This is a genomic window from Micromonospora sp. NPDC005161 (assembly GCF_053599855.1).
The window spans coordinates 1-17,364 of the sequence record NZ_JBSFYQ010000073.1 but is presented as its reverse complement, the minus strand read 5'-3'; the positions used below and the strand labels follow the sequence as shown (position 1 = coordinate 17,364).

Annotated in this window: 12 protein-coding genes and 2 pseudogenes; 9 read left to right on the top strand and 5 right to left on the bottom strand. The window is 68.6% G+C overall.

The window, feature by feature from the left end; translation table 11 throughout:
* Window positions 1-133: 133 nt before the first annotated feature.
* A complete protein-coding gene (locus tag ACWD5O_RS35070) occupies window positions 134-1,480 on the bottom strand; it encodes a hypothetical protein (RefSeq protein WP_450087944.1) in 1,347 nt (448 codons plus the stop codon).
* Between the two features lie 416 nt (window positions 1,481-1,896).
* Here ACWD5O_RS35070 and amcA point away from each other — a divergent pair, with 416 nt between their 5' ends.
* Together amcA and ACWD5O_RS35060 are read left to right on the top strand one after the other, a co-directional pair.
* Complete coding sequence (gene amcA / locus ACWD5O_RS35065; RefSeq protein WP_450006212.1) at window positions 1,897-2,061, top strand: multiple cyclophane-containing RiPP AmcA; 165 nt, start codon at window positions 1,897-1,899, stop codon at window positions 2,059-2,061.
* Entirely contained in the window at window positions 2,058-2,405 is a 348-nt protein-coding gene (locus ACWD5O_RS35060; RefSeq protein WP_387330619.1) for a hypothetical protein, read from the top strand. The genes amcA and ACWD5O_RS35060 overlap by 4 nt, the downstream gene beginning before the upstream one ends.
* 184 nt (window positions 2,406-2,589) lie before the next feature.
* Here the strand turns inward: ACWD5O_RS35060 and ACWD5O_RS35055 are convergent.
* Window positions 2,590-3,049 (bottom strand): annotated as a pseudogene (locus ACWD5O_RS35055) (site-specific integrase); the annotation flags it as partial.
* Between the two features lie 497 nt (window positions 3,050-3,546).
* Between ACWD5O_RS35055 and ACWD5O_RS35050 the strand changes: the two are divergent.
* Together ACWD5O_RS35050 and ACWD5O_RS35045 are read left to right on the top strand one after the other, a co-directional pair.
* Window positions 3,547-6,477 carry a M20/M25/M40 family metallo-hydrolase gene (locus ACWD5O_RS35050; protein ID WP_450087943.1) on the top strand — a complete coding sequence of 977 codons (2,931 nt, stop codon included), beginning with the start codon at window positions 3,547-3,549 and terminating at the stop codon, window positions 6,475-6,477.
* A 191-nt stretch (window positions 6,478-6,668) separates the two neighbouring features.
* The gene (locus ACWD5O_RS35045; RefSeq protein ID WP_450087942.1) at window positions 6,669-7,076 is read left to right on the top strand and encodes a transposase family protein; all 408 of its coding nucleotides are present in this window, start codon (window positions 6,669-6,671) and stop codon (window positions 7,074-7,076) included.
* An 87-nt stretch (window positions 7,077-7,163) separates the two neighbouring features.
* Here ACWD5O_RS35045 and ACWD5O_RS35040 read toward each other — a convergent pair.
* Together ACWD5O_RS35040 and ACWD5O_RS35035 are read right to left on the bottom strand one after the other, a co-directional pair.
* Window positions 7,164-7,307 (bottom strand): annotated as a pseudogene (locus tag ACWD5O_RS35040) (helix-turn-helix domain-containing protein); the annotation flags it as partial.
* A 40-nt stretch (window positions 7,308-7,347) separates the two neighbouring features.
* Window positions 7,348-9,108: a hypothetical protein gene (locus tag ACWD5O_RS35035; protein ID WP_450087941.1), complete on the bottom strand. Its 1,761-nt coding sequence runs from the start codon at window positions 9,106-9,108 to the stop codon at window positions 7,348-7,350.
* 252 nt (window positions 9,109-9,360) lie between these two features.
* Between ACWD5O_RS35035 and ACWD5O_RS35030 the strand changes: the two genes are divergently transcribed.
* From ACWD5O_RS35030 to ACWD5O_RS35015, 4 genes are all read left to right on the top strand, one after another.
* Window positions 9,361-12,183, top strand: a complete 2,823-nt coding sequence (locus ACWD5O_RS35030; protein WP_450087940.1) for a transcriptional regulator — start codon at window positions 9,361-9,363, stop codon at window positions 12,181-12,183.
* Window positions 12,184-12,904: 721 nt separating this feature from the next.
* A complete protein-coding gene (locus tag ACWD5O_RS35025) occupies window positions 12,905-13,444 on the top strand; it encodes a PadR family transcriptional regulator (protein ID WP_450087939.1) in 540 nt (179 codons plus the stop codon).
* The gene (locus tag ACWD5O_RS35020; RefSeq protein ID WP_450087938.1) at window positions 13,441-14,169 is read left to right on the top strand and encodes an ABC transporter ATP-binding protein; all 729 of its coding nucleotides are present in this window, start codon (window positions 13,441-13,443) and stop codon (window positions 14,167-14,169) included. Before ACWD5O_RS35025 ends, ACWD5O_RS35020 begins: the two co-directional genes overlap by 4 nt.
* A gap of 1 nt (window position 14,170) precedes the next feature.
* Window positions 14,171-15,934, top strand: a complete 1,764-nt coding sequence (locus ACWD5O_RS35015) for an FtsX-like permease family protein (protein WP_450087937.1) — start codon at window positions 14,171-14,173, stop codon at window positions 15,932-15,934.
* A gap of 86 nt (window positions 15,935-16,020) precedes the next feature.
* Here the strand turns inward: ACWD5O_RS35015 and ACWD5O_RS35010 are convergent, their stop codons facing one another.
* Window positions 16,021-16,278: an Imm32 family immunity protein gene (locus ACWD5O_RS35010; RefSeq protein WP_450087936.1), complete on the bottom strand. Its 258-nt coding sequence runs from the start codon at window positions 16,276-16,278 to the stop codon at window positions 16,021-16,023.
* Window positions 16,279-16,587: 309 nt separating this feature from the next.
* Here ACWD5O_RS35010 and ACWD5O_RS35005 point away from each other — a divergent pair.
* On the top strand, window positions 16,588-17,364 hold a 777-nt coding region (locus ACWD5O_RS35005; protein WP_450087935.1), incomplete at its 3' end, for an IS110 family transposase.

Here is a 17,364-nt window from a genome sequence, read left to right as displayed (position 1 = left end):
CACGAACATCGCCGCCGCCAACCGCCACCACGCCCGCGACAGCAAGCGACCCCTGGCCCTACTCGGCATCACCTGACGACTTTGCCGGGACCCTGCCCGGCAGCGCAGACGATGATCTGCAGGTGGGCGCGAGTCATACGCGGATCCCGGCGTGCTGGGCGAAGTCAAGGACGGCGCTGCGAACGTGCGCCCGGGTAAGGACTGCCAGGTCGCTGGCGATTTGCTGGACCGTTGGCCGGCACCGGATTTCCCCCGGTGCCACCTCATACGCGCTACGAAGCGCGTTCAGGCCGTGCTCGTAGCGTCCCCACTGCGTGTAGGCCCGGGCCACGTCGACGAACAGGGAGGCCTTGCGTTCGGTAAGGCCGATCTTGTCCAGCGGCACCTCGCGGGCCAGCGCGATGGCGGTGCCTGCGTCACCCAGGGTCAGCGCGATGTTGACACGGTGCAGCAGGACGTTGGTGGCACCGAAGCCGGTCCACCGGTCGTTGCCGTCGTAGCCTAGGCGGTCGGCGGCATGGGAGGCCTCATCGAGCATGGCCTGCGCGCTGTCTCGGTTGTCGTCGCGGGCGGCGGCGATAGCACCGCGCAGCAGCAGCGCGCCATAGACGGCAACCGCGTCGGTCGAGGCGAGTCGCGTGCCGCGTCGGAGGGTCTCGGCCGCGCCTTCAGCGAGCTGCTGTGCCTGATTGCTGTGGCCGTTGCTCATCAGGGCGTGGGTCATGATCCGGGCGCTTGCAGCCATCGCCACCGGGTCTTGACTGATCGCAGCGGCACGGGTGCTGCGTTCTGCGGCGACCAAGGCCATGCCTTTGTCACCGACCTTGAGGAGCACGCTGCCGACGACGTGGTAGAGGTCGCTGGCCAAGGCATCGACCTGCGCCCCCTGCTCACCCTCGGCGTCCGCACGAGTCGGTTCCAAGGCGGGCAATAGGGCCACGAGCCCGGCGAGAACCTGCTCGTAACGGCACGCCTGATAGTCGATTTTCGCGGCGGCCACGTCCCGAGCGAATTGCCGGAGCGGTAAGGCAACTGGCTCGGCGGTGCGAGGTCGTGGTGCGACCAGCGCTTCGAGCAGGGTTGCGACGTTCGGCAGGGTGATGCCGCTGATCGTCACGCCCGTCAGGAGAGTTCTGCGCCGCACGTCGCCGTCCGAGTAGAAGTCGTGAATGCCGCCTTCGCCAGTATGGGTGTGTGTCTCCGTGACAGGTAGCGTCGCTGGATCCGCTAGTGCACCGCTGGTACCCGCCCTCACCAGTGCTTCGAAACGCTCGCGGGCGTCCGGGGTGGCCCGCGCCAGCACTGTGTCGAGAGCTGCCTGCATATCGGCACGCAGACGGACCTTGTTGCCTTGGCTGCTCCACTTGGCCACCGTTCGCCGTGCCGCGCCCAGGTGCTCGGCGAAGCCGGTAACGCTCATCCGCAACGCCTGACGCAGCGCGCTCGCTTCTTGGCCGGTCCAGGTCGTCACCGCGGCCATCGCACGTCCTCTCAAAGGGGGACAGTCGGCCGGATGATCGTAACGGCACTTGGCGCGCTTGCAGGTGCACCGCGAGTGCACCGACAGGACATTCCCCTTGCCGCGCTCACCGAGCGAACCTGATTGGGCTGGTCCGCCGCTCTCGGCGAGTAGGCGGCCGGCACGCAATCGCAGCCTCACGCCAGGGAGCTCGGGATGAACGACGCAGTCGCTGGGGGTCTGGAGTTCGCCTTGGTGCTTCGGCCGGTGCCGCCCCAGCCCGCCCAAGCACGCGTGTGGTTGATGCCCCGCCTGCGTACCGCCAGAAGGGCTGCGTGTGTGGGTGATTGGCGGTTGCCCCCGGCCGCCGAGGTGAGGCGGTGGGCTCGCCCCTTCCCGGCGAGCTCACCGCTCATCGTCCCGGAAGGGGCATTGGCGTGACGGTGTACGTCTCGCGTAACGCGATGGCCGACCAGTCCCGGCGCCCCGAGCCCGGGCGGGCGTCCTCGCAGTGGCCGGTGCAGCCCGCTGATCCGCCGCTGCTCACCCACGTGTGGCGTCGGCTGTTCGACCAGCAAGCCCGCGAGGGCGGCCGCCGGTGACCGGGCCACGGCGCCGTCTCGCAGCGCACCCGAGCGCGCTTGCCGGGGTGGAGCACCTGCCGATGCGTCCGCTGTGGCTGTGCCGCCGGTGCGGACAGCCATGGCCCTGCGGCGCGGCGAAGCTCGCGCTGTTGGCCGAGTACCAGGACGCGCCGGTGAGCCTGTTCCTCTATCTGGCTGCGTGCCTGCACGAGGCGATCGACGATTTGCACCGGCTCAACCCGAGCGTGACGGGCAGCGCCGCGGACATGTTCCACCGGTTCCTCGGCTGGCCCGCCCGGCACACCCACGCCTACCACGTCACCACTGTGGAAGGCACGCCGGCCGGGGAGCCGTCACCGTGAACGGCATCGTTGTCATCAACGCGACCGGCCATCCGGCGATCACCAGTAGCCTCCACACCCTGGTCGTGCAGACGTTCAGCTTCTAAATCTTGGTTTTGCGTAGCAGCCGGCCAGGCTGGGACTACTGAAACAAGAAGAAGTAACCCGCCGACACGCGGGGGCCAGCCAACGCGTCGGAGATGCAGCCCTTGGTGCCCTTGTCGATTAGGCCACCGGGGCCGGGCGTGGTTTGCCGGCGGACGGTCCACATCCACGTTTCCCGGTCGATGTCCTCGGCGCCGACGCCGAAAACCTCGCCGATCCGCGCGGCCGTGCACGCGGCGAAAATCGTCACGTCGCATCGGAATGTGGCCGAGGGCCGGCACCATCCGCTTACGCCAACCAGCGAGGTGCGGGTCTAACGTCTTCCGCTCCAGGTCGCGCAGCGCCAGCGTCCTCACGCTCTCGCCGTACTCGGCCAGTCGCGTTGTCGCGGCCGCCGGGTCGGCGTCTTCATGCGCCGAGCTGACCATTGCGTCGATCCACGCTTGCGCCTCTTCCGGTGTCGCCATCGATGTTGACTTGGACGGGCGGCGCTTGGTCGTCGGGTCGACCCACCGAACCCGCGCCCGGTAGGGACGTTCCCGGCCGGCTCGCACTTCCATATCGGAGGCAAGCGGTACGCCGATCGGTGGCTGCGGGTGTGTCGGGCGACGGTCGGCCCGCAGCGTTGACTACAGGGCCGCGCAATGAGGCGCGCGGTGGCTGTCTGCTCGGTGCAGCCGTCAAGAGACCGCCCCGATTCATGGGGGGCCATCGAGAAAAGAGGCGGCCCTCTATTGTGAGGCTCCTGAATGAATGAGGTGGCCCCCCGAAAAACATCGATGGGGGCATGAGGGTGGCCCCTTTGATGACTTTCGATGAAAAGACATCGAGCAATCTCCATGTTCAGCTACCCCTTGAAAAGTATCGATGTTCGTGTCCGCCGTGCTCGTCGCCCTCCACTTCGAACACGACCGCACCGCACCACCTGCTCACGCAGCGCCACGAACCGTTACTCCGAAAGGTTCATTGACAAGCTGGGAAACGCCTGAAAGGGTCTCGCGTACAACGAAATTCATCCGATGTATTTTGGGTCTGACCATTCGGGGAGATCACGGTGATGCGGAAGAAACCCCTTGCACTGACACTTGGCATGTCACTGCTCCTGTCCATGGGTGTGGCGTCTAACGCGTCCGCGACCAGCTTCGGCGAGGAGCCCTTCCAGCCGAGCGCCACCTACGATCTGTCGGTGACCGACGCCGAGCGCGACGCGATCCACGCGGAAGTCGAGGCGTTGGCTGGACGCGTCAACAGCGCGCGGGCGGGGGACGGCACCTACGACCCGCTCAGTCTGATCGGGGCGATGCTGGACGGGTCGAGCTACGACTCCATCTCCCGAGGCGGCACGGCCGCGACGGCGTACCCCTTCCCGGTCAGCAACACCGAAACCAACCAGAACGAGAACGACCGCAAGGTCGCCAAGCTCGCCTGGGTGGTCAAGCTGGCCACCGACCTGGGTTTCCCGGTGGTCGTCCAACGCCAGCCCGACAAGTACGTCTACGCAGAGATCGGTGACCCGGACGCCCCGGAGATGGTCATGGCGTTGAGCCACCTCGACTCGCCGACGGCTTCCGTTTCGCCGGCCCAGCTGGCGCGCTGGCGGGACGCCGATGGCAACCTCGGCACTCCTGGTGCGTACCACTCGCCCTATGTCCAGGACGGCTGGGTCTACGGGGCGGGCCTGCAGGACGACAGCGGCCCGACGCTGGCGACGCTGCTCGCGGCCAAGGCGCTGCTCGAGGCGGGGTTGCCCCTCGACCGACGCATCCGCATCGTCATGGGAATCTACGAAGACGGCGGTCCCGGCACGCCCTCGACGACGAACACCGCCACCTTCCAGTCCATCCCGTACAACTCGAACCCGAGCTTCTACGACAACTGGGCCTACAAGAACCTCAACCGGGAGGAGACCCCGATCGCGGGCTACACCTCCGACTCGCGGTTCCCGGTCATCGTCGGCAACTCCGGATCGGTGACCCCGTCGGTGTCGATGAGCTTGTCCGCAGACAGCACCAAGGCCTTCCGGCTGACGAATGCCACAGCCGGTGTCACCCAGCGCGAAGGCGACCCGACGCTCAAGGACATCGCCTACGGCAGCACCACGCAGATCGCCTCGCGGGCCACCTTCACCCTTGACGTGGCGGGGGCCGGCTCCGCCGAGCGCGACCGATTCGTGTCGGCGATCACCGCTGCCGCGACCACGAAGGGTTGGCTCCCGGCTGCTCCCCGCACCACGCCCAAGGTGCAGACCACGATCACCGGCGACTCGCTCACGCTGGAGATCAACACCGATGTGGCGATGGAGATGCCGACCCCGCAGTACGGCAAGAATGCCATCGTGTGGGGAATGTTCCTCCTCTCCAAGGGACTCGGCGCATTGGGAACCACGGCCGCCGACATGCACTTGAAGAAAGCCGCCGACGGCATCGCCGACCTGTTCTTCCGCGACGGTGTCGAAGGCGAAGCCTATATCGGCAAGTACATGGGCATCCCGGCGAGCCTGTTGCGCAACCCGAGCAACGGCACGCCGAACCTGACCTTTGCCCTCATGGGAGGCATCAATTCAGAGACCCCGACGAGCTTCTACACGGACGCCTCCGGCAGCCTCAGCATGCCGATGTATGTGCGCAGCATGCACGTCACCGCGGCTGACTCCGGCCAGGCAACGGCGGCGGTAACGGCCGCCTTCCAGGCGAAGGGGTTCACCATCGGCAACCTCGGCTCGCCCGTCGGCGCCGGGTTGTACGTCACTCACGACAACCCGCTGACGGCTCTTCAGTTCGGGAGCTACCAAGCCTCGATCGACCGCAACCCGGGTGAGTTCGCGGATCCATATTCCCTGAGGGACGTGGTCTATCCGCAGGGCACGACCGGTGGCACCCTGGCCAGCAGCTTCCGCAATAAGATGACCGCCTTCGGCGCCGTCATCCCGGGTAACGAGCGCTGGTGGCACACGGCCAACGAGCGGATGAAGGTCGACTCGGCAGTGCAGATGACCAAGATCATGGCCGATGGCATGCTGGAGATGGCCCGTTACTCCGGGCCAGCCGGTGCCAAGTTCATGTCGGCAAGCATCCCGGGGCTGAACGCCGACCGGGCGGACCTCGACCTGCTCGACGTCACGATCGGAACCTACAAGGACGCGTCGGCCGCTGTCGGCACGAGCCAGTTGGGCACCCAGGCCCTGCTCGGCGCCACCTCGTTCAACATCCCGATGTGGAACGGGCGCGGCAACTCGGCCCCGACGGCGTCGGCTTTCGCACTGGGGCACGCCCCGGGAGGGGTCTACTTGCCCCTGACCGATACCGAGTACCTGAACAACACGTACGTGGCGCCGATGCGGCTGGAGTTCAAGGTGGAGCGCCCCGACCACATGTCGGACGCGGCTTGGGCGAAGTTCGTCGCCGGCGGCTACGGCGACTTCCAGTTCAACATTCTCGTCGGCGACGCGGTTGTGCCGCTGGCCGTTCCTGCGGGGCAGAGTGCGGACAAGTACTTCTCCTCGCGCATCTCGGCCAACAACCCCGACGCCATCTACCTGTCGGTCAACCTTGCGATCACCGATGCCCCGTACACCGGGGTGCAGGGCATCCTCGCGGATTCCAAGACGGACCTGTACACGGTCAATCCGACGTACTTGGCTTCAAACCCTGATCCGTTCCCCGGTCGCGGGGCCATCGAACAACGGGGCTTCTTCACCTTCGGTGATGGGCAGAAGAACGCGGAGTTCTCTTCGCCCGACGCGGTCTACGTGACAGTCGCGAACGCGGTCATCGATGCGAAGCCGTCGGCGGTGGTGAAGAAGTTGAAGGGCAACAAGAACGAGTTGACCGTCACGGTGAAGCAGACCCACATCGACGGCAGCGAGTCTCCTGTGACGGCCACGTTCACCATCGACAACAACGCTGCTGGCACTTACACCGTCGGCGATTACAAGGTATACGTCGAAACCAAGGGCAACACCCAGGTGCGGTCGATCTCCCTCGTGTGACGCGTGTGAACCGGACGTTCTGCACCGCGCACGAGAGGGCATGCGCGGTGCAGGGCCTCGGCAAAGTCGTGAAGGTGCCCGGCCTGATGTGGTTGGTGTAGACGCGCCCGTGCTGGTGGTAGCAGAGCGGGCATGACCGGTTCAGATGATCATCGAGGTTCCTACGCCTTATTGATCGTCCGAAGTGAGTCATGCCCGCGCTGCCATCATCGCTGATCTCGTCCTTGTCCGACGCACCGGCTGTCACCGTGCCCGAAGCCGCTGCCGGGCTGCCTGCGGCGTTGGCGGGTCTGCCGGATCCCCGCGCCCGCGGCGGGGTACGGCACCGCCTGACGGTCGTCGTCACTGCTGCCGTGTGTGCCGTGGTGGCCGGCTACCGCTCGTACGCCGCGCGGACAACCTCGTGTGAGCCGAGCACGCCGGCAGATTGCTGGTCGATGATCGAAAGGCAATGCAGGAGGCGACGGCAGCGCTGCTCCAGCTGGGTCATAGAGAGATCCGGTTCCCCCGACCGCCGCCGCGCGGCGACAGCGGGTGCGAAGGGGTGCTCTACCTCTGCCGGGGGGCGCCACGCTGGCGGCCGGCACCGTCGTGACTAGATACTCCTCGGTCAGGTCCGACTGCACGTCATGATGTTGTGGAGGTTGGCGATGCCGGACGCGGCGTCGGCCAATGTGCGGGCGGCGGTAGCGGTCGGCCCAACGCCTCGCGGTCGGCCATGACACGTCGTAGCGTTCAGCCGGCCGCGCGACGGGCCAGCCCTCCTCCACGACGAGCTTGGCCCGACGCAGCCGGGCGCGCGGAGTCAGCGCTGCGGGAGCGTTTGACACGAGGACCTCCAAGCGGCCGGAGGTGGCTTCTTCAGCCCTTTCAGTCGCTTGGTCGGTCGGTGAGGCGGCGCAGCGCTGTTCCTGGCTGGAAGAAGGCGAGCCGCAGGGTGTGTGCGGTGAGTCGGATGCCCCACCAGGTGAGGGCGGCGAGGTAGCCGACGATGAGCGCGCTGTTGGTGTCGATGGTGAATACGAGGGCGTAGCCGATGGCGAGGCCGGGTGCGGTCATGGCGCGGATCGTGCGGCTGTGGCTCATCGTTAGGGCGGTGGCTATGCCGACCAGGGCTGCGCCGATGCTGCCGGCGATGCCGGCGATGTTGTTCGTGGAGATGGGTGTCGTGAGGGTGAGTGCGGCGCGCATGAGGTAGATGCCCGCGGTGGCGGTGATCGCGTGGGTGATCGCGGGGCGGGTCATGGCGAGCCAGGTGGGCAGGTCGTCGGCGGGGATGCGGGGTGCGGTGGCCGCGATGAGGGCGGCGCAGACGGCCAGCGGTAGGGCGGCACCGAGGGTCCATTTCAGGTAGGGGGTGTAGTCGAATTCGACGGCGGTGCCGGTGGCGAGGCCATAGAGCGCCGCGGTGATGGTGCCGCCGACGGCGGCGGTCAGGTATCCGCGTCGGATGAGGCTGCCTGTGGTGGGTTCGGGTGTTGATGCGGTGGGCGTTCCGGCGAGCCAGGTGGTCGGGGCGAGGTGCGCCACGGCGAATGCGGTGAGCATGACGAGTGCGCCGGCGGCGCCGAGTTGCGGCAGGGAGGTGCGGACGCCGACGACCCAGGTGCTGTAGGTGGAGATGTAAGCGGTGAGTACGGCTTGCAGGAGCAGGGCCAGGGAACAGGCACCGAGGAGCAGCGCGCCGGTGAGGTCGCTGATGCGTAGGCGAACGCGGGGTAGCCGTGCGGCGGCTGCCGGGCCTGATTGGTGGGTGGTGGTGAGCGAGAGGGCCCCGTCGGCGAGGGCGTGGGGGTGGTCGATGAGCGTGGGGGTTTTGCCGGTGGCTGCAGTGAGCGCTTCGGCCAGCGCTGGTACGCCGAGGGCTGGCCTGAGGACGACACTGGCGAGGTGCGTTTTATCGACGTCGGCCGCGTCGAGGAGTCCGTCGACTGCGTCGGGTATCTGGTCGAGGAGGGGCTGGGCGGCGACCGTGACGTCGATGCGGGTGATGACGGCGGGTTGGCGGGGCGCGGGCAGCAGGATCGGCGCTTGGTCTTGGGTCGCGAGTAGACGCCTGGCGGTCCGGACAGATTCCAGGAGGGCACTTCCGGCGTCTGCGTCGTCGTTACCGGGCGCAGTCGTCACCGCTCGGAGCGGGTCGCTGTCGGCGGTTGCCGTCTGGATGACGCGTTGGGCGATGAGGTGGTCGAGGCTTTGGACGAGATTGATCTGCTGTGTCGCCAGTTCGCGGTAGCCGTCGGCGACGGTCTGCAGGACGGTGAGGATCGCCGGATCGCGGTCTGCCTGACATACAAGCAGGCAGGAGCTTTCCGGCACGGTGACGCCGAGCGTCGTGGCGTAGGCGGCGAGGGCGGCGGGTGCGGTGACCAGGGCGGGAGGTGGAAATCCTGCGCGGGTTGCTGCCTCGCTGATGTGTCCGCAGCGGCGTGGTCCCCAGCTCGGCGGAACGGTCACGGTGAGCGCGGTGATCGGCCCGTTGACGTGGACGGCGGCATGATGGGTGACGTGCCGCAGCACGGCGGCGAGCAGATCCACCGAATCAGGTTGTGCCCCGTCGGCGGCGTTGGTGGGCGGGCCGAGGAGGTCCGTTGGGTTATCGACGAATCGATGGTCTACCGGCAAAGACATCGCGGCCATGGTGTCGAGACCGACGTAAATCTCCCCTGCGGGCCCGATGACGACGCCAGGCGGCATGACGAGGCGACCGTCGATGAGGATGGGGATCTTCAGGCCATGGCGGCTGACAGTGGCCGCGATGGCCGACGAGCTCAGGTCGATCGACAACACGGTGCCCCCGCTTGGCATGAGGGGCAGTCTCGCCCCTGAGGGCGAGTGGGTGTCAACCGTGACCCGCTGAACGTGACTCGTTGTACGCGGATGGTGAGAATCTCTCTCGATGGGATAGTCGAAGATACTCACCCTCGTGTATCCGGAGAAGATCGGGGATCAACCACAGGGGGACAAGTGCCGCAGACGCGCCGGGGCAGAGACGACAAACTCGCCGACTACGGTGCGCGAGCCACCGTCCGCATCCCACCCGATTCGCCGCCGCGCCGCGTGAGGCCTTCACTTGAAGGGGCTGTTCGCGGCGTCATCGGAGCAGGCCTCTTCCTGGTCGCCGTTCCGGCGCTGCTGTGGGCCGCGGGTGGGAACCCTCTCCGCCGGCTGCCGGCCTGGTCGCAGATCCCGGATTGGTTCGAGCGCTCCAGCGGGCGGTTCACCCCGGACTTCCTTATCGGGGCGGCGTTCTGGGCGATGTGGCTGCTGTGGGGCGTGTTCACACTGCTCCTGCTGGCCGAGATCCTCGCCGCGGTGACACGGTGGCGTATCCCCATACTGCGGCTGCCGGCCCCGCTGCACCGGCTCGTGTTCGGTCTGGCCGGCACGGCCGCGCTCGCCGTCGCCCCCGCCGGCTCCCTCGACGCGGCGGCGCATCCGGATCGACCGTCCACGCCCGTCGCCGCGACCGAGCGTGCCGATGTTCCCCGGCAAGCCGCAGCCCGTGGGTCCGCCATCATCCACGTCGCCGACCAGCGCTACCTCTACACGGTCGAGCGACACGACACCCTGTCCAAGGTTGCGAAGGAGTGGCTCGGCGACGCGGGTCGGTGGCCGGAGGTCTGCGGCCTCAACAAGCACCGCCACTTTCCTGTCGGCGGTGTCCTGCGTGACTGCGACCTCATCTACCCCGGCTGGGAGCTTCGCCTACCTGCCGATGCCCGCCCACCACAAGCCGCCACACCAGCCACGCCCCCCACGACCCGATCGGGCCGGCCCGCGACACCGCCCCCATCGCCGAGCGCCGCCCCGGACCCGCCCGACCCCGCCGTGCCGCCCCCCGCGCCCCAGCCGTCGGCTGCCACTCCCATTACCACGCGGTCCGCAGCCCCAAGCGGGTTCGTTTCGTCGCCAGCGCCGTCGTCGGGGGTCCCCAACCCCGCCACGTCGCCTCTGGCCACAAACAGTCCTACGGCGGCCACAGACGACCAGGGTGTTGATCTGTCGGACTCCGGTTGGCTGCCCTGGTCGCTCGCCGCCGCGATCAGCGCCGCCGCCGCGATGCTCTGGCTCCAACGCCGCCGTCGATACACCGGCGAGCCTGACGATGATCCGCCCACCGAGCTGCCCCCGACCGTGGTCCAGGTCCGCCGCGCCGTGGCCGGCCGCAACCCCGAGCCGTCGGATGCGAGCAGCGACGACTGCCCGCCGCTCGCTCTTGTACCCGACCTTGGGTTACTGCCGACTGGCGGATGCGGAGTCGTCGGAGACGGCGCGCACGCTGCCGCCCGCGCCGCCCTCGTCGCCGTGCTTGCCTCCGGCGGCCCGCACCACCCCGACGCCCGGGGCGAGGTCGTCATCGACGCCGCGAGCTTGACCACGCTGCTCGGCTCGGACGTGGTGACCCTCAGCTCATGGCCGCGGCTGCACGTGACCGAGAGCATCAACGACTCGCTCACCGTGATCGAGTCCCGGCTGCTGCACCGCAGCCGCATCCTCGATGAGCACGCCCTGACCGACTTGGATGAGCTGCGGCGCACAGTGCCCGACGAGGAAGCATTACCACCCGTCATGCTCATCACCGAGACCCCGCCTGCCAGTGCCCACCTGCGCGCCAAGGTGGCCCTCGCCTTGGGTGAGGGTTTGCACGTGTGCGCGCTGCTGCTCGGCGAATGGGCCCACGGTCCCACCGTCGAGGTCGGCTCGGACGGACACACCACGCTCATCTCCGGGCAGCCCGCCGAACCGGTGCCGCCGCGCCTGCCTGTACTCGAACCGGCTGCCGCCCTCCAGATCCTGACCACGCTCCGCGAGGCGCAGACCGGCGAACCGCCCGCCATCACCTCACCAGCCGTGCCGGTCACGATCGTGCCCCTGCACGCCAGCCGCACCGAGATCACGCCCACCGCCACGGACCCGGCCACCCCGACCGCCGTCAAGCCCACCGCCGACGCCGTGTCGGGAAGGGCGCGGCTGCGCGTGCTCGGCGCACCGCGCATCGAAGGCATTACCGCGGAAGGTCGGCCGTTGCGAGCCAAAGCCCTGGAACTGGCGGTTTACCTCGCCGTGCACCCAGACGGAGCGGGCACCCGCGACATCGGCGAATACCTCGATCCCGACGCACGCATCAGCCAAGCCGACCAACGTGTCCACACCAATGCCTCGAACCTGCGGCACGTCCTCGGCCGCGCTGGCACCGCCGAGACGAAGAACGCCTACGTCATCAAGTCCGCCGGACGGTATCTGCTTGACCCGGCGACCGTGGACGTCGATGTGTGGACACTGCGCGACCTGCTGCGCAGGGCCACGATCGCCACCGAGCCGCGCCGCCGCGAACTCCTCACCGCCGCCTGCGACCTCTACACCGCACCCCTCGCGGACGGCCAGGACTACGAGTGGCTGCAGCCCCACCGCGAGACGGTCCGCCGCTGGGGCACCGAAGCCCACCTACTGCTCGCCGACGACCTACTCGGCAGCAACCCGCAGGCCGCATCCGACCTGCTCGACAAGGCCATCGGACTCGACCGCTACAACGAGGCCCTTCACACCAAGGCGATGCACGCCCGAAACGCCCTCGGCGACGCCGACGGCATCCGCACCCTGCTACGCGCCCTGACCAAAGCCCTCGCCGACCTCGACGCCGAACCGCAGGAAGACACGATCGCGCTCGCCACACAGCTGCGTAACAGCCTGGACGAGAGTTGACCGTCCCCGCCAGGCCGCCCCGCGCACGTTTGCCACGCCAGTTGAGCGCTGGTGCCGATCCTCCGCTGGCCATTGACTTGCAAGGCGTGCCGGACAGTCAGCCACGGCGAGTCGCATGCTCATGCGGACAGCCTCTGTGGATCAACGCCATCCGCTCGTTCGTTCGCTGCACCGCGTGCGGCCTGCGCATCGGCGCCCCGTAAACCGTCGAAACCGCCACCGCGCTGGCCGACGTCGCCTTCCCACTGTCGGGCCGGACCAGGTCGATACAGGCCGCCTTCGCATGGTGGGCAGCACGCCCCGGAATGATCGTGCTCGTCTTCGTTTGGCCTGGCCGTCATGCGACTGTCACCGCAATCGGACTCCGCTGCATGCGGTCGCTCGCCTGGCGGCCGGAGCCTTCCTGCCGCTCGGATCGTTCCTGGTTGCCGGCATTGCGCTCGTCCTGGTACTTCCCTGACCAGCGCCTCGAAGAGGCGGGGACGGAACCGCACGTGACCCTTGGTGACATCAGACAGCGTCACCAGCATCCGCTTCTGTCGATGAGCCAGCACGTGGCGTCGTTGATCAGCGAGGGCTGTGATCCTGCCGCCTCTGGCGCATCCGCGCAGAACACCATCGAGGTAGGTGGCCGGCTCTGTCTGGCTGCGCCCCGCCCCTTCCGATTTGACAGCGCTATGGCTAGCGGTTATCTATTGTCGGTCGACGGAGGTGTGCCCGGGTGCAGGATGTGGTGCTGGCCATGCTGGCGAAGGAGCCGGCGCACGGCTACGAGCTGCGTAGCAGGATGCGCGGCGCGCTGGGCCCGTTGGGCGAGGCGATGAACGCCGGGCAGATCTACGTGACGCTGGCTCGGCTGGCCAAGGCGGGGCTGGTGACGTCGCAGCGGGCGGAGGGACTGCCGGACCGGCCCGACCGCCGGGTCTACGCGCTGACCCCGGCGGGGCAACAGCGGGTCGCCGCATGGCTGACCGAGGTGAGCTGGCCGAAGCCGGACCTCAGCGAGTTCCATCTCAAGCTGGTGGCCGCTGCTGCTGCCCGGCTGGCCGATCCGGTGGCGCTGGTCGATGCGCAGCGGCGCGAGGTGCTGCGCCGACTGCGGGACACCCAGCGGGCTGCGTTGGAGCGGTCGGTGGATCCGGTCGTCGGGTTGTTGTTGGAAGGGGTCGTGCTGCGGCTGCGGGCCGACCTGGACTGGTTGGAGGCGTGCGAGCGCATGTGGACCGAGCGTGATCGGACCGGACGGAAGGCGGAGGCGTGACCGGATCGACGGTGCTGCGGGCGTGCGGGCTGACCAAACAGTACGGCTGGAGCAACTCGTTGGTGCGCGCGGTCGACGAGGTTGACCTGGACGTGCCCGCCGGGCAGGTGCTGGCGGTGATGGGGCCCAGCGGCTGCGGCAAGTCCACCTTGCTGCACCTGCTCGGCGGGCTGCAACGCCCGACCGACGGGCAGGTGTGGCTGGCCGACCGCCGGATCGACACGATGAGCGAACGGGCCCTGGCCCGGCTGCGACGCGACAGCGTCGGGTTCGTCTTCCAGTCCTTCCACCTCATGGAGGAACTCACCGCCGTGGAGAATGTCGAACTGGCCGCGCTGATGGCCGGACAGTCACCCCGCAGGGCCCGACAACGCGCCATGCACCTGCTGGACCGGGTCGGACTCGCCGACCGCGCCAAGCACCTGCCCTCGGCGCTGTCCGGCGGCCAGCGCCAGCGGGTCGCCATCGCCCGCGCGCTGAGCAACGAGCCGCTGGTGGTGCTGGCCGACGAGCCCACCGGGAACCTGGACAGCGCCGCCACCCTGGAGGTGCTGCGGCTGTTTGAGGAGTTGCGCACCGCTGGGCAGACCCTGGTGGTGGTCACCCACGACGCCCGTATCGCGGCGGTCGCCGACCGGGTGATCGACATGCGTGACGGGGCGTTCGCCGACGACACCCAGCTCGCCAGCGCCGCCACCGGTACCGTCTACGGCGGGTGGCGCTGACATGGCCGGCCGTCTGTTGCTCGTGTGCCGGCTCCTGGTGCGGGACCTGCGCCGGCGTCGAACGGAGACGGTGCTGCTGCTGGTCGCCATCACCGCTGCCACCGCGACGCTGACCCTCGGCCTCACCCTCAACGAAATCGCCGATCGGCCGTACCAGCAGACCCGGACCGCCACCGCCGGCCCGGACGTGATCGTGACACCCCGGGCCACCGGCCAGGCCGCGTTGGACGAGCTCGCATCGCTGACCACCACGGCCGGCGTCACCGATCACAGCGGCCCCTTCCCGATCGCCTACCTGACGATGACGGCCCGCGGCAAGTCCGCGCACGCCGTCGTCGAGGGCCGGGACGCCATACCCGTATCGACCGACCGGCCCGCGGTGACCGACGGCACCTGGGTACGCCCCGGCGGCGTGGTCGTCGAGCGCTTCTTCGCCGACGCCCTCGGCATCCGCACCGGCGACACGGTCAACATCGACGGCCATCCGCTGCGCGTGATCGGGACCGCGGTCACCGCCGCGAGAGCGACGTATCCGTACGCCGGGTGGCACTACTCCGGCAGCATCTTGGTCGAGCGCGGCGGCCTGGTCTGGGTCGACCACAGCGACATCGCCACGCTCGCGGGCAGCCAGCCGCTGTCCTACACCCTGAACCTCAAACTCGCCGACCCGGCGGCCAGCACCACGTACACCGTCAGCGAACAACTCACCACCTGGCAGGAGATCAGCTACCTCAACGGTCGGCTGTACAGCGACGCGCGAACGGTGCTGCTCGTCGGCAGCTGGCTGCTCACCGGCCTTGCGCTGGCCGGCGTCGCCGGCATCGTCGCGGGCCGGGTCATCGGCCAGCGCCGCCGGGTGGGGCTGCTCAAGGCCGTCGGCGCCGGACCAGCCATGATCGCCGCCGTCCACCTCGCCGAGTACCTCGTCATCGGGCTCGCCGCCGCCGCCACGGGCCTGGCCGCCGGCTGGTTCGCCGCACCCGTGCTGATCCGCCCCAGCGCCGGACTCATCGGCTCCGTCAACGCCCAGCCACCCGCGCTGCGCATAGTGATCGCCGTTACCGCCCTCGCCCTCACGATCGCTGTGGCGGCGACGCTGATACCGGTGGTGCGCGCCGCCACCACCAGCACCGTCCACGCACTGGCCGACGCCGCAACGCCGCCGCGGCGCCGACGGTGGCGCATCTGGCTGTCGCGCCGGCTGCCCACCGCCCTGCTGATCGGAGTGCGCATCAACGCGCGCCGGCCGCGCCGCGCCCGACTCGTCATGGTGAACACCCTGATCACCACGATCACGCTCGTCGCCATACTCATGGAAAACACCCGTGTAGTGCGCTTCGACCTCGGCTACACGCAACTCGCCAATCCCCGGTGGGAACGGGGCGAGCAGGCCATGCTCCTGCTCACCGTCGTGCTGTGCATCCTTGCGCTCATCAACGCCGTCGTGAGCACCTGGACCGCGGTACTCGACGCCCGGCAGCCGCTGGCCGTCGCGCGGACGCTCGGTGCCACGCCCGCGCAGGCCGGCGTGGGCCTGGCGGCAGCGCAACTGCTTCCCGCCATACCCGGCGTCGCCGTGGGGATCCCGACCGGCATCGGGCTTGTTGCGTCCCTCAGCACCGACGAGGTTCAGTACCCACCCGGTTCCTGGCTGCTCGCCACCGCACTCGGAGTCCTGCTCGCCGTCGCCGCGCTCACCGCCATCCCCGCGCTAACCGCCGCACGCCACCCGGTCGCGGACACCCTTCAGTCCGCACCGACCTGACGGCCGCCAACGGCATGCAGCCGCTCACGGCGAACCGAGCGGAAGCACCGAAGATTACGCACGGATAAGTAGCCGCGGATAGGGGACTACGGCTTCGACGGCGCCGTGTGGCGGGCAAGCATGAGGGAGGCGGAACCGAGATCAAGCGGGTTGATGCCGGGGTCGAGGTGAATATGCGCGCCGTCCGGTGCCCGCGGGTCTGCCAACGCCAGGCACATTCGTGCGAGGTCCCGGAGACCGGCAGGGTCACCGAAGATCTCGACGGTGACGGTGCCGCCTTCAGCTGGCGCCACGACGCCTATCGCGGGGTCATTCGCCGGCACGGAGAGCGAGATCTCGGTCATGGCAGCATCTTTCCTGAGGGCGGCGGCTTCCGCTCACTGCGCAGACTCTTCCTGTCGGCGGTCTCGTCGGGCACCGTGTCTGGTGTCGGCGATCTCGGGTCGTCGGCGCACCTGGTCCCCACCGGGCCACCGCCTCGTCCGCTCGACCGTGAGAGGTCCGGCATGAGTTCCGCGGGGCCCGGTGGTCCCAGGGCACGTATGACTGGCGACAGGGCTGCGCGCCGTCGAGCGCCGATCAGTGAGCGACCGGCTTCCGTGTCCTGAGACCACTGGGTGCCCACCTGCTGCTGCAACAGCAAGCAGGACACTATGAGTGTCGGACACCACCCCTCGATGCGTCGACCAACTGCGGGCGTCGACTGGGCCAGTACTGAGCACGCCCTCGCGGTCGTTGGCCCCGACGGTGTCGAGGTTCAACGGATGATCGTCGAGCACACCGCTGAGGGGCTGCGGAAGCTGCTGCGATGCCTGCAGCAGACCGGTGTGCTCGAGGTCGGGATCGAACGCCCCGATGGGCCCATCGTCGAGGCCCTGCTCGATGCGGGGCTCACGGTGTTCGTGATCGCCCCGAACCAGATCAAGCACCTGCGCCGCCGCTACGGCGCAGCCGGCAACAAGGACGACCGCTTCGATGCCTACGTCCTGGCCGACACCGTCCGCACCGATCACCATCGCCTGCGTCCCCTCACCGTCGACTCTCCCGCGACACTCACGTTGCGGATGACCGTCCGCGCCCGCAAGGACCTCATCGCCGCCCGTGTCGCGATGGCCAATCAGCTCCGCGCCCACCTCGAACATGTTCTGCCCGGCGTGATCGGAATGTTCCGCGACATCGACTCCGCGATCACCCTGAGTTTCCTCACCCGGTTCGCGACTCAGGACAAGGTCGACTGGCTGTCGCCACGCAGACTGCAGAACTGGCTGCGCGGCGTCTCCTACCCCAACCCGGCACGAGCCGGGCTGCTGCACGCCCATCTGCTTGCGGCTACCCGCGGGACCACCGGTCCTGAAGCCACCGCCCGGGCGCACGTCACCGCTGCGTTGGTGGCTGGGCTTACCGCCCTGCGGGAGCAGATCAGCGCGCTG